This is a genomic window from Kovacikia sp. CALU 1929 (genome assembly GCF_056784235.1).
Genome location: NZ_JBXBCF010000064.1, coordinates 15,989 through 33,033, shown reverse-complemented (window position 1 = coordinate 33,033; position 17,045 = coordinate 15,989). Strand labels below are relative to the sequence as shown.

The 17,045-nt window shown below is 52.5% G+C and carries 12 protein-coding genes; 5 read left to right on the top strand and 7 right to left on the bottom strand.

The window, feature by feature from the left end:
- Positions 1–24: 24 nt before the first annotated feature.
- The 3 genes from AC1S52_RS11280 to AC1S52_RS11270 all read left to right on the top strand — a co-directional run bounded on the left by AC1S52_RS11280 (position 25) and on the right by AC1S52_RS11270 (position 3,457).
- Positions 25–1,311 (top strand): flotillin family protein, encoded by a 1,287-nt coding sequence (locus tag AC1S52_RS11280; protein WP_482029103.1) that lies wholly within the window; start codon positions 25–27, stop codon positions 1,309–1,311.
- A gap of 302 nt (positions 1,312–1,613) precedes the next feature.
- The gene (locus AC1S52_RS11275; RefSeq protein ID WP_482029102.1) at positions 1,614–1,736 is read left to right on the top strand and encodes a hypothetical protein; all 123 of its coding nucleotides are present in this window, start codon (positions 1,614–1,616) and stop codon (positions 1,734–1,736) included.
- Between the two features lie 17 nt (positions 1,737–1,753).
- The gene (locus AC1S52_RS11270; protein ID WP_482029101.1) at positions 1,754–3,457 is read left to right on the top strand and encodes an MBL fold metallo-hydrolase; all 1,704 of its coding nucleotides are present in this window, start codon (positions 1,754–1,756) and stop codon (positions 3,455–3,457) included.
- Positions 3,458–3,510: 53 nt separating this feature from the next.
- On the opposite strand, the gene AC1S52_RS11265 is transcribed toward AC1S52_RS11270, so the two are convergent.
- The 3 genes from AC1S52_RS11265 to AC1S52_RS11255 form a co-directional block, all read right to left on the bottom strand.
- Positions 3,511–6,225, bottom strand: a complete 2,715-nt coding sequence (locus tag AC1S52_RS11265; protein WP_482029100.1) for a two-partner secretion domain-containing protein — start codon at positions 6,223–6,225, stop codon at positions 3,511–3,513.
- A 164-nt stretch (positions 6,226–6,389) separates the two neighbouring features.
- Entirely contained in the window at positions 6,390–7,184 is a 795-nt protein-coding gene (locus tag AC1S52_RS11260) for a hypothetical protein (RefSeq protein ID WP_482029099.1), read from the bottom strand.
- Between the two features lie 273 nt (positions 7,185–7,457).
- Positions 7,458–9,029: a photosystem II high light acclimation radical SAM protein gene (locus tag AC1S52_RS11255; protein ID WP_482029098.1), complete on the bottom strand. Its 1,572-nt coding sequence runs from the start codon at positions 9,027–9,029 to the stop codon at positions 7,458–7,460.
- Between the two features lie 285 nt (positions 9,030–9,314).
- Between AC1S52_RS11255 and AC1S52_RS11250 the strand changes: the two genes are divergently transcribed.
- Positions 9,315–9,683 (top strand): DUF1830 domain-containing protein, encoded by a 369-nt coding sequence (locus AC1S52_RS11250; RefSeq protein ID WP_482029097.1) that lies wholly within the window; start codon positions 9,315–9,317, stop codon positions 9,681–9,683.
- Between the two features lie 135 nt (positions 9,684–9,818).
- Here the strand turns inward: AC1S52_RS11250 and AC1S52_RS11245 are convergent, their stop codons facing one another.
- The 3 genes from AC1S52_RS11245 to AC1S52_RS11235 form a co-directional block, all read right to left on the bottom strand.
- Positions 9,819–13,991: a hypothetical protein gene (locus AC1S52_RS11245; protein ID WP_482029096.1), complete on the bottom strand. Its 4,173-nt coding sequence runs from the start codon at positions 13,989–13,991 to the stop codon at positions 9,819–9,821.
- 85 nt (positions 13,992–14,076) lie between these two features.
- A complete protein-coding gene (locus AC1S52_RS11240) occupies positions 14,077–14,379 on the bottom strand; it encodes a cytotoxic translational repressor of toxin-antitoxin stability system (RefSeq protein ID WP_482029095.1) in 303 nt (100 codons plus the stop codon).
- An 18-nt stretch (positions 14,380–14,397) separates the two neighbouring features.
- The gene (locus AC1S52_RS11235; RefSeq protein WP_482029094.1) at positions 14,398–14,595 is read right to left on the bottom strand and encodes a hypothetical protein; all 198 of its coding nucleotides are present in this window, start codon (positions 14,593–14,595) and stop codon (positions 14,398–14,400) included.
- A gap of 94 nt (positions 14,596–14,689) precedes the next feature.
- Here AC1S52_RS11235 and AC1S52_RS11230 point away from each other — a divergent pair, with 94 nt between their 5' ends.
- Positions 14,690–16,156 carry an aminopeptidase P family protein gene (locus AC1S52_RS11230; protein ID WP_482029093.1) on the top strand — a complete coding sequence of 489 codons (1,467 nt, stop codon included), beginning with the start codon at positions 14,690–14,692 and terminating at the stop codon, positions 16,154–16,156.
- Positions 16,157–16,280: 124 nt separating this feature from the next.
- On the opposite strand, the gene AC1S52_RS11225 is transcribed toward AC1S52_RS11230, so the two are convergent.
- Positions 16,281–17,018, bottom strand: coding sequence for an alpha/beta fold hydrolase (locus AC1S52_RS11225; RefSeq protein ID WP_482029092.1), 738 nt, complete (start codon positions 17,016–17,018; stop codon positions 16,281–16,283).
- Positions 17,019–17,045 lie beyond the last annotated feature (27 nt).

Here is a 17,045-nt window from a genome sequence, read left to right as displayed (position 1 = left end):
TATTTCATCATTTGGGAGGAATCCATGTTTGAGGCGATCGCTGCCTTACTAGCCATTTTGGGCGTTGGGACAGGGGCTGGGGTCTTTGTGATCCACAACCTCTACTACATCTGCCAGCCCAATGAGATTTTGATCTTTGCCGGAAGCACCCGTGAATTATCTGATGGTCGCAGGGTGGGCTATCGCCTGGTTAAGGGCGGCAGCAGCATTCGCGTACCATTGCTGGAACGAGCGCTCCGCATGGATCTGAGCAATATGATTATTAATCTGCGGGTGTCTAATGCCTATTCCAAGGGCGGCATTCCGTTGACTGTGGAAGGGGTTGCAAACATCAAAATTGCTGGGGAAGAACCCGCTATCCATAATGCGATCGAGCGTCTGTTAGGTAAGAACCGCCAGGAAATTGAGCAGATGGCAAAGGAAACCCTGGAAGGCAATTTGCGGGGTGTGCTTGCCAGTCTTACCCCTGAGCAGGTGAATGAAGACAAAATTGCCTTTGCCCGCAGCTTGCTGGATGAAGCTGAGGACGACCTGGAAAAGTTGGGGTTGGTGCTGGACACGCTTCAGATCCAGAATATTTCGGATGATGTCCGCTATCTTGACTCGATTGGTCGTAAACAGCAGGCAGACTTGCTCAGAGATGCCCGAATTGCCGAAGCGAAGGCAAAAGCGGAATCGGCGATTCAAACCGCTGAGAATCAGAAGATCACTGAACTCAGCCGTCTGGATCGGGACATCGGAATTTCCCACGCGGAAGCCGAACGTCGGATCACCGACGCGATGACGAAGCGAGAGGCGGTAGTTGCCGAAGCGATCGCCGAAATTGCTTCCGAACTTGCCCGGATTCAGGCAGAAGTGCCCGTGCAGCAGGAACGGCTCAAGCATATTGAGCAACAACTTCAGGCAGATGTGATTGCTCCAGCAGAGGCGGAGTGCAAACAAGCGATCGCCCGCGCCCAGGGGAACGCTTCCCGCATCATTGAAGACGGCAAAGCCCGCGCGGAAGGAACGCTACGTCTGGCAGAATCCTGGAAAACGGCGGGTACAAATGCGCGTGACATTTTCCTGCTCCAACGACTGGAAACCCTGCTGCAAACCTTAACTTCCGCTGTACCTGATATTAATGTGCAGAACGTAACGGTTGTTAGCCCGAACCAGAGCAGCAATGCCATCAAAGCTGCCAGCTTCCTTGAGCAGTTGAAGCAAACCACAGGAATTGATGTGGCAAAAGCGGTAAAAAACCTGTCTGAGCCAAAACCGGAGCCGTTACCACCATCGTTAGAGGATCTGGATCTGGATAACCTGGTTTGAAGGGGCGGTTTCCCTGACAGATCGCCGTGGCTGAAGCGAATTGGTTCCTGACACCTGATACCAGTTCAATATCAGTTTGTACTGAACAAGGGGCTTAAGCCCCTTGTCTACCAGGCTTTCTTCTGTGCAGCTTCAAAGAGAATTGGTATGACACCTAAGCACCCGTTACACAACTTGTTGCAAAAATCTGTGAAATGGCAGAGGAAGGGGAATATTGTTTTACAATTCTTGAAGTTGATGTGAATAAATCTAGTCGATTAGATCGGCTTGATTTGGTTAGTCATAGAGAGTCATAAAAAGAAATGGATATCAAACTAATTCTGCCGGTATTCACCGCTGTTTTTATCGTCGCCTGTCTGTTCTTCGGGACGCGGAATGGGTTTTACGATTCCGACAACTATCACGGTAATGGGTCGGCTCACTAAACGATGGTTTAACCTTCGTGACCGAGCTAGAGTGTTTAGCGTATGGCGTTGAACAGGCAGATGAAGGAGTTTGCCTGATGCTTCGCATGGGTCCCTATCGGGTCATGCTGGATTGTGGTTTGAAGAACCTGTCTCCCCTCGCTTCTAGAAAGGCAGTTCCTCCAGCCGACCTGGTGCTGTGTAGTCATGCCCATGCTGACCATGCCAGAGGATTGCTGGAACTTCACCGCGCTTTTCCCCAAATTCCCATCTATGCCAGTGAAGTGACTGCCCAACTTTTACCTCTCAACTGGCTGAAGGAAGATTTAACCCAGCTTCCCCGCCTATGTCAGGCACTTCCGTGGCGCACGCCGGTTGAATTTTTAGATGGACTCAGCGCCGAACTTGTCCCTGCCGGACATTTGCCAGGAGCGTCCGCCATCCTGTTGACCTACACACCAACGGGTGGCTCACGCCCATACCGGGTGCTCTATACAGGTGATTTTTTTCTGTCGAACTCGCGTCTGGTGGAAGGGTTGCCCTTAGAAGAACTGAGAGGATTTTCACCCGATGTCTTGATTGTGGAAGGAACCTTTGGTACAGCCCGTCATCCCCACCGCCGCCAGCAAGAAAATCAACTGGCAGAACGGATCAGTCAGGCGATCGCCATCCGTCAGCCCATCCTCCTGCCGACTCCATCCCTGGGGTTAGCTCAAGAACTGCTGTTGTTGCTACGCAGCCACCACAATTTCACAGGACGTGACATTGATATCTGGGTAGATCCAAGCGTGGCGACTTGCTGCGATGCCTACCTGGCTATCCTTCGCCACCTTCCCCCGGCTGTGCAAAACTTTGCCCGGCACCAGTCCCTATTTTGGGATGAAAAAGTTCGCCCCAGAGTCCGTCGGCTTGCGCCCCATGAGGCGCGATCGCTCCAGGCTCCCTGCATCGTTCTGGCAGATGAAACCACTGACCTGAGCCAGTACTACCAGTTCAACCCGGAAGACTGGCTAGTTCTGGTTCCCCAGCAGCCCCACCGTCATGTCAGTGAGGTCAGGGGGGTCAGACGTAACAACCCTGACAGGCTTTCCACTTCCCAGCCAGCTAAAAAAGAGAAACAAGAGTCGGGAGAAATTATTTTACCTGCTGTTGAAGTGTATCTACTGGCGCAGCATTGTGACAGTCCGGGTACCACTCAACTGATCCATAATTTGCGTCCTCAGCATGTGGTCTTTGTCCACGGCTCCTCCCCCTATCTGGCAGACCTGACCGGGCTGGAAGAATTGCACAACCGCTATCATCTGCACTCGCCAAGTGCAGGTAGCCTGGTAGAACTCCCAATTGGCGAAACCTTTTTGCAGCCTGCGGCACCGGAAACTAATTACGAAGGTGAACTCACTGAACTGGATACCGTCGTCACCATTACCTTACCCAATGCGGTTACCGCCGATCCTCGCTGGAAAAACCTGTCAGACACGGGACTGATTGAAGCGCACTGGCAGGGAGAAGAACTGGTACTGCGAGGTTTGCCCCAGCGAGAACTCCTGCGCCAGGGCGGCGATCGCCTGGTTGACTGGGTGGATGCCAACTCTCCTCTGCGCCAAAGCTGTGCCAACTGTCGTTACTTCCGGGGGCAACGCTGCTGGAACCCTAACTCTCCTCTGTACGAGTTTAGGGTCACACCCGATGGCTTTTGCCCTGCATTTGAACCCTTGCGTGAAGGAGTAGGGGGGGAGGAGTGAAGGGGGTGGATGGGTGGATGAGTGGATGATCCACATACCCATACCCCCGTGCATCATTGCCCCAAAATCTGGAGAATCTGGGCATCGTCGTCTGTTGGATTGCAGGGATTGTCCACGATGGTTGAGGAACCAGCAGCACTGCGATCGCCTCCAGGGTTAGAGGCATTCCGGTTGGGGGGGCAGGCAGACGTAGAGGTTTGATTCTCAAATTGCTGCTGAACAGACTGGGCATCCACACTAGACTCAAACCGGGCAACATTTGACCCACTATCGCCGGTTCCGGTCGTACCTCCCACTGTCCCCCCACCAGTAGTGCCGCCTCCAACAGTGCCCCCTGTTCCTCCGGTTTCTGTCCCCGTGGGAATGCGGGTTGGGTCAAAGGGCTGGTTCTGCAAAGAAGTCACCAGGGTTGCATCTCCCTGCCCCCGGACGATCGCACCAACTGCTCCACTCAACGTTTCTGGAAAGGTGCCTGCTGGAAACAGGGTCGAAAAGTTGTCAAAACTGCCCGCCGGGTCGTCACCGGGACCAAATACCGTAATCGTATGGTCATTATTGGGACCAACCACGAATTGAGCCTCTGGAATATTGCCCGTTCCTTCAATTTGCACCTGCCCACTGCCGACTGTTCGGAGTTCGCCCCCATGCCGAATGCGGATCGGAGCCGGACCCGAATCAGGGCTGGCAGATAGGCTGGTAGGTAAATCCACAAACACCTGCCTCACTCCATCCACTAAACCCTGATCAACCAGGGATTGGGGGTTTCCCCTCGAAAGAAACTGGATCAGATCGGCATCTTCAACCGGGTCAAGCACCAGCCGCAAAAAGTTGGTGAATGAGTCCGTTGCCCGGAAATAGCGAGCAGCCTCAATGTTGATGCCTCCCCCGCCCGCAGAGATGGTTCTTACAATCACGTCTCCTGTGGTGGCGGTCAGGCTAACGGAACTGGTGTTGCCAAATCCACCGCCTGCCGAAATTCTGCCGGTATTGATAGCGTTGCCAGCGATTTCTACACTGCCATTGACTAATAGAGAACCGACGGTATTGATGTTTCCGGTTGTAATGTCAGCCCCAAAGATACGGATATCCCGGTCATTCGTGCGAATCGTATCATCAGAGTTCATGGAGAAATTGCCAACTCCATTGGCATCGGCATCTGTCCGGAAGGTAATGGAACCCCGATTCGTTGCATCGCCCCCCAGTAGAGCAGGAATTTCCAGCGTACCGCCCGCTAGAGGCTCGATTGTAATATGGTTGCTGGCTTCCAGCAGGATGTTGGCAACCGTACCCATCCCCTCCAATTCAGATTGATAAATGATGGAGGGAATGGGGTCCCCGCTTGTCACCTGCCCATTGTTGCCGAGGGCATTGTTACCAAAAGCATCGGTGGCAATTCCATTGTCATCCCCATCCCCGGCACCACTCCGGATCAGAATGTTCTCTGGGTCGAGCAGTAAGGTGCCAGGAGTTCCTGTGGTAGAGCGCAGATCAGCCGTTCCCCGGTAGTTCAAAGTCCGCTTGCCAGAAACTTCGGCAAAACCACCACTACCACCCTCGATGCCACCCCGCGCTGTAATCGAACCATGAAAATTCGTGGTATGGTCTGCCCAGACAATGACCCGCCCGCCATTTCCCTGCTGGATGGCATCTGCCTGGATGGTTGAGCCTGGACTGACATAGGTCAATTGGGCGTTGGGACGAGGTCCCTGTCCCCGATAGTCGCCGCCTACGAGAACGGTGCCGCCGCCGCTGTTGCCAGAAGCATTCAGGCTAGCATTGACCACAGCAACCCGATCGCCCAAGACCTGAACGGTGCCACCGACCTGCCCCGCTGCCACTGTGGAAACATTCACCTGTCCTGAAGCAATGGCAGTACCAGCCCGTGGCGTAATTCGCAGCCCTGACCCCGCCAGGGAGATCGTGCCATCGGCATGAACAATGGTTCCTGTGGCATTGCCACTGCTGCCCCCTGTGAGCAGTTCTGGTAAAGAGGGAATGGGTTGATCAAAGGGCTGGGGAGTGGTGCCAGCCGTGGGCAATGGGCGCACCTCTAGACTCAACAGTTCTCCCGGTTGGCTGATGCGAACCAGACGTTCGCCAGGAACAGCCGCGATCGCCACCTGTCCACCCGATGCCGACAATGTTCCCGTATTGACCACCATCCCACCCAGCAGGATCAAGCTCTGTCCTAGACCCACTGCCAGATTTCCGGCATTCACGATTGCCCCTGGTTGCGGCATGGTAAAGGCAAAGGTGTTAGGACTCCCAACCAACGAAGCATAGTCATTGCTGCCCCTGGCGCTGAACCATCCCCCACACCCGCCACCTGACACCCCACACCCCAAGCCAACCCCGTTGGCAGTCGTTGCCATAAACGACCCTGGCACATTCAAACTGGCATTGGCACCAAAGATAATGCCTGCCGGGTTCATCAAGTACAGGTTGGAGTTGCCACCTGTGACCTGAACCAGCCCATTGATGACAGAGGCATCCCCGCCAGTAACGCGCCCCAGAATGTTTTGAATCGCAGGATTGGCCAGGAAATTGGCAATCTGTCCCTGACTCAGCCCAAACTGCTGAAAGCTATGGAACAGATTGGCTCCTGCCCTGGTGCCACCTGTGATATTAAAGGCACTGCCACTCTGATTGATGAGTGTATTGGTACCGTCGGGAGCAGCGGTAAGGGGGACTTGTGCCTGAGATGGGAAAGTGTGGGCGATCGCGCTTACCAGCAGCAGTCCACTGACCATGCCTTGCAGATAGTTCATAGGAGCCTCGAACAACGTAACTGATGTAACAGATTCAATAGCTTGAAGACGATTGAATCGGTGAGCCTGCCCCTGATTGTGAAAGATATACCTGCTTACTATTGATCCGACTCTCACACCTTAGTCTGACGAAAAAATCTAGACTCTGTCGCTATCTTACGCGGTTACTTAATTAATCGATAAATTCGGCTGGGTCCACCGTAGTAGCCATCGAAGTCGGTATTGGACTGCCAGCGGAAACTGCCTCTGGAGGAAGAGTTTGACAGGACTGTGCGACAGCCATCGTCCAACCCAACCCCAATATGGGCATCGCCATTGGCAACAACCAAGTCACCCGCCTTTGCTTCAGCCCTGGAAACTTCTTTCCCGCGACCGCTGCATAGGGCATTCACTAGAGAAGGAACATAGTTTGGGTTGTCACCCAGGGGCGGAATGCCAGCCTGGGTCAGTACCCGGTTGAGGGACCAGGCACAGGCATTGTTCCCACCATCGGGTCCATCGGTGGTACACATGCCAATCAAGCTTTGGGCAGCCGATGCGATCGCCCGATTAAAATCCTGACTCGCTTTACTAGCGTCACTACTACTCTGGCTGATTTCCTTGGGGCTGATTTCCTGCGGACTGATTTCCTGCGGGCTGGTGCGAAGGTTGATCTCCCTAAAATACACTTCAGCCGTTTGGGCACCGATGACTCCCCGATAGGGGACCGCATTCCCCAAACGGTGCTTTTCTTTGAAAGCATTAACGCCCGTTTCTGACAGGTCAAACCCCTGGTCTTTGCAGAGTTTGAGGAATGCCGCCAATGTCCCCGGACCAATCACACCGGGTCTGCCCAGCTTCATGAATTGCTTTAACTGATCAACCTGATCAACCCGCAAATTCGCCAAAATGGCAAAGGCATTTTTTTCCTCAACCGTCAGTTTGTTGAGATCGATGTTTTCAACGGTGGCGGTAGACATAAATTTAACCCCATTTTTGGAACTCAAAATCAAGCCAGTCAGTCCGTTTGTAGTGACGACCTGTTTGAGAAGATAAATCAAACCTGGGGGCGATCGCAGTTTTCAATACCAAATTTAATTTTTTAAGAAGATTTGGAAGCAACAGAATTTCTACTGGAGTGGATAGGCGGAACCTTGCTGTACATTGACAGATTCAGCCCGATCTACTGACAGCAGGGTAATATCTTGCGGTACCGAGTGGCGATGCCCTCGATCCAATCCCACGGTTCTCTCTTAAACTGGCAACAGCAATTCTTTCGACTTTGGCTCAATCGGAGCCGACAGCGCCTCTTCCAGATCTGCCCGTCCCAATCGCTGTTCCAGAATATTCATCACTTCGCGCCCAAAGTCGTTGGGATTTTGCCTCCAGGCTTGCAGGCACACTTCCCCAAAGAGAGAGCCAAGGGGTTCCGGGTTCCACAGCAACTTGTTGACCGTCCAGGGAGTAATATTCATCGGGTCATAACCGGGCTTCAAAATCTTCTGATCAAAAGCATATTTTTCCAGGTGGGTGTGGGGTTGCAAGCCAATGAAAAAGATGGCTGGCTCGACCTTGTCTGCTCCAAAAATGCTTTCTAGCGCCCGGTGGTAGGCGATCGTCTGCCGAATCGTGTCAAAGGTTTCGTCAATCACGTTAAAGGAATAGTTGACGGATACCAGATCATTGAATCCGGCAGTTTTGAGATCTCGGCAGTTTTGCAGAACAGTACGCAGGTTATAGCCCATCCGCATTTTGCGGACTAACTCTTGCGAACCGCTGGTGATGCCAATCTCAAAGTAATTCATGCCGGTTTGCACCATCAGATCGCATAATGCCGGTGTCAGATTGTCTGCCCGAATGTAAGCTGCCCAGTGGATGTCTTTCATTCCTGCATCCAACACCTTTTGCAGCAGTTCCGCCACATCATCCATATACTTGCGTGCTGGAATCAGTTGAGCATCGGTAAACCAAAAATTGCGAATACCGCGATCGTAGAGTTGGCGCATTTCGGCAACCACTTCATCGGCTGGATTAATCCGCACCTGCTTGCCTTCAATCACCGTGTAGATGCAATAGCAGCAGTTATGGGGACAGCCACGCTTGGTTTGGACTCCCACATAGAAGTCTTCCGCTTGCAGGTAATACTCAAACTCGTGCCAGATGGTTTCGATGTAGTCGTAATTGCAGGCTGTTTTTTCAATGGGTGTGGGGGTTTCGTGGATCATGCGATCGCGCGGCTTCGTTTCCCCCACGACATAACATCGCTCATCCCAAAAATCCTTACCATGCAACAGCTTTTCTAACAGCGCTTCCCCTTCTCCCACAGAAATAATTGTCCCTGTGGGTAAGCTTTGCCCAAGTTGCTCATAGAAGACACTAACCGCTCCACCGCCAACCACCGAACGGACTTCCGGGTGATACTTTTGCGCCCGCTTCATACCCCGCTTAATCAAGCCCAGGTTGCGCCACAGTTCGCCGTAATATCCCTTTGCTACACGCACCAGACCCAACGCACCCCGTAGCTTGACTAAAGGATTACGAGCATAGAAAAACTCAAACGTATACTGAAGCGGGTTTCCACCCCGTCCACCAACGGGAGCGTAAATTTGAATATCGCGCCAGGAAAAGACAAGCAGGGTTGGACGAAACTCATCAATACAGGCATCCAGTGCTGAGGCGTAATCAAGCGGCGGTACGGTACCCAGGTCAAAGATGCGTTGGTCCAGGTCTGGAAATACTTTATGTACGTGATCTGCCAGATAAACCACCCCAATTGGAAAAATTGGGTTACACGGGAGACGAACGTAGAGAATTCGGTTAGCCACGGATCCCACTCTTATCGAAAATTCTGAAACCATTTTTCACATATCTTTACGATACCACCGTCTTTCAATTGCGGGGGGATGCAGTGGGAAGGTGAGGCGGGAGAGGTGAGGCGGGAGGGGTGAGGCGGGAGGGGTGAGGAAGGTCATTTTTCAATTTGGGGAAGGGGAAAATATATACCTTGCGGCATAGGCTGACTTGGGTCGGTTGGTAATCGGATTTACAGCGGATGGGATCGCGGAATGTTAGCTTTGGGGAGTCTCTTGTAATTTCGGGGTAGCTCCTTTATGGCTCAGATTTTTGACCCCTTACCATCGGATAGCGTTAGCAAGAAAATCATTTGCTGCTATGTAAACGCAACCAGCCGAATTCAGATTATTCGGATTACTAATATCCCTGGCTGGTATTTCGAGCGGGTCGTGTTCCCAGGACAGCGTCTTGTGTTTGAGTCAATGGCAGAAGCCATGCTGGAAATTCACTGTGGAATGATGGCGAGTGCCATTTTGTCGGATACAATTCCCTGTTCGCGATTGAGAGTGCATGATGAAATCCTGTCGTCTCTCGATGAGGATGAGCAACAGCAACTTGAGGAGAAAAATGACGGAAAGGAACCGGAGGTTAAGACAGTGGTCAAACCCGCCGTTGTGGCTCAGTGATTTTGTGTGACTCCCTGAGCACTGGTTCCCTGACAATGGCTAATTAGTTGAGATAACAATTTAGGTTTGGTTAATTTCCCTGGCATAACTAAGGTTCCTTTAGATCAAGACGTTTAATTCGCCTATTTCTTTCGGTTAGTCCCATTCACCCAACTCGGAAGTCCAATACTGTACCAGGTGTGAAATCTGGGTACGGCGGGCTTCAAAGGTCGCGGCGACCCAGATAAATGCTACCCCCAGAGCAATTCCAAGTGCCCACAGCAGCATTGGGTTATCTCTGTTAAACAGCCATAGCTGTCGCAAGACCTGAATGATAAAAGCTAAAGTGCCAATGTAAAGGAATGCCCGTATCCGTAGCAAAATTCCTGCAAAGACGAAGCTGAGCATCAGCGCGGTACTCATCAGGCTAACGAGGATCGGTGGAATGCCCTGGATTCCCACCTCCGCCTGATAGATTGCAGTGAGACACAAAAGAACCGTAGCTAAACTGCGAAGCAGGTGACGTTTGTCTCTCTCCGTGGGCGATCGCAGTCCGGGATCAATCTGTGCCACATACAGGAGCGATGCACTGATCAGCGCGGCGTACCACAGTGGCTCGGTGACACTGTACTGGTTCAGTAATCTCAATACTGCCCAGTTTGCCAGTAGTACCCCAATATAGCTGAGCCGCACCTGTCTTTCTGATTTAGCTAACCAGGCATAGAAAGCGGCACCAATCAACAAACTTTGAATGGTGCTGCCCCAACCCGTGAGTAAAATCACAACCGCCGGTAACATTGCCGCTGACCTGCGCCAGGGTGTCCGGTGCCAGCCCCAGGACTGCCAGGGTAACTGGTAAAGCAGACAGGCAACGAGGGAGGCGATCGCGCTGCCCCACTCAATTAACACCTGATTGGGCAATAGCAAATAAAGCCCATAGGCGAGGGTGATCAACCCTTCGAGAATGCCAGCGTAGGTCCAGAGGAAGGGTGCGGGATGTGGGGGGTAGGGTTGTGGGGTATCGAGTTGCCTGTCCCCATTGCCCATTGCCCATTGCCTATTGCCTATTCTCTGGTTGCCCATCGCCAAGGCATAGATGAAAAAAATCGTCGCTATTCCAACCCACCACCATTCACCAGTAGGACTGGGGGAGTTGAACAGTGCCCAGAGGAGAAACAGGTTTCCCACTGCCCAATGCAGGTGGGCGATCGCCTGTAGCTCCAGGGTAGTCAGGCGCAAGTAGGGAGTCAGCCAGGGCAGAAGTAAACAGAGGGCGATCGCCCAAAAAGCTGCCAGTGCTGCCATCAACACAATGCCGTCTCCTGGACTGCCTCCCGTTATTTGAGAAAGCTGATAGACCAGCAGTTCATAGGTTCCAAAGGAGAAAGCCAGAATCGCCAGGTAGGTCAGTGGTTTGAACTCCGGTTGCCGTCGCCCAATGCCGATTCCCACCAGAGCCGCTGCCAGGGTGTAAAGTCCTGTCCTGGCTGTGAATTCCCGGTGTGCAAGTAGAAACCCCAGGACTGCATAGAGTAGAGGAATCAGGTGGAAGGATAAAGGATGTAAGACTCTGCCGTTTCCGAAGGGTAGGAGGAAGACGGAACGGAGTCCTGCATCTTGTCCTGAGTCTTGTGTGCTGAGTGCTGAGTTTCCCTCTCCCCTGCTCCCCTGCCCCTCTGCTCCCCTGCTCCCTTGCCCTATCCACCAATCTCCCAGAAGCTGAGTTCCCAGTCCCAGTCCCAGGTTGACGATCGCCAGGGTGTCGAGCGATCGCCCGGTGAGGGCAACGATACCCATGACAAAGAGTTCCAGGCTCCAGGCAAGCAGGTAGAAACCGCTGTTAAACACCGATTGCCAGGTTCGATAACCGATTGCCAGAAACAGCAGCGTAGCGGCTGAGACATATAGCCAGTGGGCAGAGTCAAACCCCAGGTAAAGAATCAGATTGGTCAGCGTTAGCATCAACAGGCTGAGTCCGCTGAGGGCGATCGCCCAACCATCGGTTGCCTGACGATACAGTTCTGCCAGGGCAGTTCTACGGCGTAAGAATATTCCTCGCAGGAGCCAGAGAACCAGAATGGCGATCGCAATCAAATTAATCGCCAGTTCAAAGGTCAGATTCTCACCCAAGATTTCCCAGGTCGTGGCGGCGGTAAACGCTAAGGCAAAACCAACAGTCAGGGCAGCCGCCAGCCAGTGCTGTAACCGTCGAGTGTTGAAACCCATCAAAACAGTAGCGGCACCCAGACCAATCAACCGTTCACCACTGGAGCCAAATGTAAGGAGTTGAACCACCACCAGTCCGAATACGCTTAACCAGCCCGCCAATCCTGACGATGGAAAACCTCTTCGATAGGTCAGCCCCGTAAGCGCCAGTGGTGTCAACAACCAGGCAACACTCCAAAGATTGCTACCCTCTTGCTGCATCCCTTCCCATAGAAACAGATAGCTAATAGCCGCCAGGATTAAACCAAAGTGCCATGCACTCTGCCGCCATACTTCTACCCTCTCTGCTTCTACGGTTTCCCTTGCTCCTGCCTCTCCCCTCTCTCCTCTCCCCGCACTAAACCCCCACTCCACCAGCACCCCAACCAATAGTGCGATCGCCCAATGATGCAGGCTGAGGTTAGGAAAGAAGTAACGGATACCAGCGGCGATCGCGACTAACCCGGTTCCATGCGTCAGGTAAACCAGAGAGAGTTCTGGCTGTTTACGATTACGGATGACGGCAACTAAAACGAAGGTAGACAGGGTCAAATTCACCAACCGCACCAGGGGATTACCTGCGCTCAAGATAGCCAGGATTAGTCCCAGTCCCAGAGCCAGCGTCTCTGCCTGTTTTGCCAGTGCCGGTTGCTGCCAGTACCGGAGACGAAATGCCAGCCCGACTGTTAGCAGCAGATAGGGAAAAAACCAGAGTCCTGCCAGGGAGAGCGGCATGGCTTCTGCTCCAGCCAGTTGAATCGAGCCATTAACTAAGCGCTGTTGCCAGTCTGCTGGCATCACCCGCCACAGCAACCAGAAGGCTTGTAACCCCACCAAAAAGCCCGCTGTCAGATACTGCACCTGACCAGAACGCCACAGATAATCTGCCAGGAGCCACAATCCTAAACCACTGATGGCGATCGCCTGCCAGGGGGGTGTATCCATTACCGCTACCAGCCATCCCACCACAAGTAGCACCGTACCCACTCTCGCCCAATCTGCCCGGTGAATATCTTTTCGGGATAGCCAGCACAGCAACCAACCACAAATTCCCGCTGCCAGCCCCAGTTGGGTAACTGGAACCTGAACCAGAAAAATAGCCCTGCCAATCAGCAAAAGGATGCCAAAGGCAACGGCGATGAAGCCATAGGGGAGGGGTTGCGCGGGAGGCGGAGGGATTGAGGAGATGGGGAGATGGGGGGATGGGGGGATGTCTCCTTGGCTTCCCTGCTCCCCTTCAAACTCCGCTTCCTCCGCTCCCTCCGCTCCTTCTGCTCCTCTGCCCCTCTGCCCCTCTGCTCCTCTGCTCCTCCGCCCTTCTACCTGATCCTGATAAGCCAGCGACAGAGAGGCTCCCACTGTGCCCAGGTAGGTCGCAACCAGGGGAAACCCTTCCCTGCCCCAGCCCCAGTGCAGCCAGCTTAAGGCGATCGCGGTTCCAGCGACCAACCAGGTATTGCCAGGTTCATTGGAGGTAGGTTTGAGTGAGAGGATGGTGATTGTAGTCAGGCAGAGAGCAGCGATCGCGGCAACGGTTAGCCCATAGGTGCTGGTCAAGAGACGAAACCCATCCATCATCCAGAAGTTAACGGGAATAATCAGCAACGTTGTGATCTGCAACATCCGGCTGGTCAAGCGCAGGGCAGGGCTTTGTTTGGTCAGAATGGTTGTGACCCAAAATGCCAGGGTGTAGCCCAACAGAATCAGGTATTGCCCAACTGGAGAAACATTTCGCCACTGACTCGCTGCCAGCACCCCAGAGGACACCACCACCATGAACACACCCAGAAATAGCAGCCACAGCACGCTAATCTCTGCCATGAAAGACTGCATCGCCCGCGCCAAGCGATTTGCAGGACGGGCAGGCACAGCTTCTGCGGGTGGGGAAGACGTTTCTAATAAAAAGTCGTCTACAAATGGACTGCGGAAGCCATCTTCTGTTTGGCTCTGGGCTGACAGAGATTCCCGCAAAGGACAGCTCAACTGTTCTTGGCAAATTTGTTGCACGACTTCATCTGACAGCAGCCCCAGTTGCAACCAGATATCTAACCCTTCCAACAATGCTGGATGAGACGATCGCACAACCAATTCCAGAATGATTGGGTGGTCAGAAGGGGATGCCATCAGTTGGTTAGTGCTTTAGTGAGACAAGACAATTCTGTTGTCAGTCTCTCACGATGGTAGCGTTATGCTACAGATCCTTAAATTCCTACAAATCGGGCTTGCGCATGACCCTCAGGAACTTGGTGATCTGTCCCATGACCTCCAGGCTGATCAAATATCGATCCAGCGTGAAGCGGTAGTAAATTTTGCTGGAGCCTAGCTGGCGAAATTCTGGAAGTTCTTGAAGCTGGTTGAGGTTGAAAAAATCTTGAAAAACAAACTGCTGAATCATGGCTCTGGCAGCAGGCTCCAGTCGCTTCAGATCGAGTAAGAAGGCACGTTCGTAACGAACCTCATATCTAAAAGCAGGCGGCGTTTTCTGGATTAAGGATTGCTTTGTGAGGTGCATAGAAAGTTCGGGAAAAAACTAGATCAATGACAAAAACTGCAAAGCTTCCTCACGAGTAAAGGTGTCTCCAGGCTTAAGCGATTGCTTAGATGCCTGAATTGCCCGCTGCATGTAAAGGTCGTAACAGAGGTCTGCCAGTACGTTCCACATATCAGCCAGTTCTTCATCGGATAGCTGGTCAATCAAGAGATGCAACCGATTTCTAAAAAGCTCCATATCACCCAGCCAAACAAACTGCTACGCTTCATTTAGAGTTCCCCAGATAGCCAAAAAATATAGCAATTAATTCCTCTCTCCGCGCCGACCCCGCGTGCCTTTCTCCCTCACCTCATCCTACGGGAATGCCAGAGGCGAACACTCCTCACTCCTCACTCCTTCCTTACGTCTCCCTGCCATGCTGACTTCTGACAAACCCAATTTCCTGACGGATAGCCTTAAAGTTCGCCGCGATCGGTTAGCGAAACTCGTTAACTTTCCGGTGGTTCTGTGGTCGGGAATTGGTAGCCCGCGAAATTTTCCAGCCAATCCCTATCCATTTCGGGCAAGCAGCCATTTTCTTTACTTTGCCGGTCTGCCCCTGGAAAATGCCGCCATTCGGCTAGAAGCTGGGCAGCTAGAACTGTTTATGGATGAACTGGGTCCAGACGTTACCCTATGGCATGGTGAGTCCCCCAGTCGGCAGGCGATCGCTGAGATGATTGGGGCAGCGGGTGCTTATCCTACTGTCCAGTTGAAAGGGAAGACCGAGGGAGCGGCAACGATTCCGACTCAGGATGCCGCCACCCGACTGATTCAGTCCCACTTCTTAAACCGGATGCTGACCCCAATTCATGATTTGCAGGGCATCGATTTGGAATTGGCAAAGGCGATCGCTATTCTGCGCCTGACCCAGGATGTGGCAGCTCTAGTAGAGATCCGTCAGGCAGTGGCAATTACGGTGGAGGCACATCAAGCAGGGATGGCAGCGACCCGCCATGCCAGAACCGAAGCTCAGGTGAGGGGGGCGATCGAAGGGGTGATCATGGCGCACAATGCCACAACTGCCTACTCCAGTATCGTGACGGTTCACGGGGAGGTGTTGCATAATCACCAGTATCACCATTCCATTCATCCTGGTGACTTGCTTTTGGTTGATGCGGGAGCTGAAGTAGATTCTGGTTGGGCAGCGGATGTTACCCGCACCTGGGCAGCGTCAGGTAAATTTTCTGCCACCCAACGAGCAATTTACGAGGTGGTTCTGGCGGCTCATGATGCCTGCATTGCGGCAATGCGCCCCGGTGTGGAATATGAGGATATTCACCTGGTAGCGGCAACGGTGATGGCTGAGGGATTGGCAGATCTGGGGATTTTGAAAGGACAACCGCAGGATTTGGTGGATCGGGATGCTCATGCTCTGTTTTTTCCCCACGGGATTGGACACCTGTTGGGGCTGGATGTTCATGATATGGAGGATCTGGGTGACCTGGCAGGTTATCAGGCAGGTAGGGGAAGGAGCGATCGCTTCGGCTTAAATTACCTCCGCCTCAACCGTCCCCTGCAACCTGGCATGGTTGTCACCATCGAACCAGGTTTCTACCAGGTTCCTGCTATTCTCCAGGATCCAGAAAGAAGAACGCGATTTAGTGGGATTGTGGACTGGGAAAGACTTGCTGAGTTTACTGACGTGCGTGGGATTCGGATCGAAGATGATGTGCTGGTGACTGAAACTGGAACTGAAGTGTTAACTGCCGCCTTACCAACCGCCGCAGGGGCGATCGAACAGTTGGTGAATGGTTAACGATCCCAATCAGCGGCGACTATTAACCTTTCACTCAGCACCAGCAGTAATCGAGGGTCCGCTGCGTTGGGCTTGTGAGACTGCTGGCTGTAAGTCTTCAACTAACTTTGTGAGTGTCGAGAAGTCAAGTAGAATCATCCAATCCCCTTGTTAAGCAATCTACAAGTTGATCAGGCATTGAAAAGAATGGGCAATGCGAGGATTGAAGTTGAAATCGCCGTTTAACCGCAACTCGATCCAGCATTAATGTCTGATGTTGGTGACTCACAGCATTGTCATTCAAGGTTTCAATATAAAAACGTGGCACTGATCCAAAACCACTATCAGTTAACGTGATTGGATTTGCACATGGATACATTGGTTCTGGGCGATGACGTGCAACTAATAACTCCTGATATTGGGGTGGACAATCTACACCGAAAACCTCTACGATCCCTTCTTCAGCAATCCACGCTAAAGTATTATTCTCTGAGCCATCCTGCCTCCAGTAAGACATCATCTTTGTTTCGTTATCCTCCGATGTAAGTTGATAGAGACTCTCACCGTTCCGAGGTAAGTAGGCACATAAATAAACTAATGCTTTGATCTGGCTTGAAATAGCTTCGGCAATGCCTGAAATTACCATTCCTGCCATGCTATGCCCAACTAGAATGATGTCGTGACGCTCTCCAATCGCTTCGACTACAGCATCACGGTAACTATCTAGTGATACAGACTCGGGAGAAGTTGTGTCATCACCGTGAGCTGGGAGATCTAAACTGATGACAGTGTACCCCTTATCTTCCAGTCGAGGTGTAACTTCAGACCAACAGAACTTTCCCATCCATGAACCATGAACCAAGACGTAAATTCTATCAGCCATTGCCAAGCTTCCTATTCTTTTGAACCG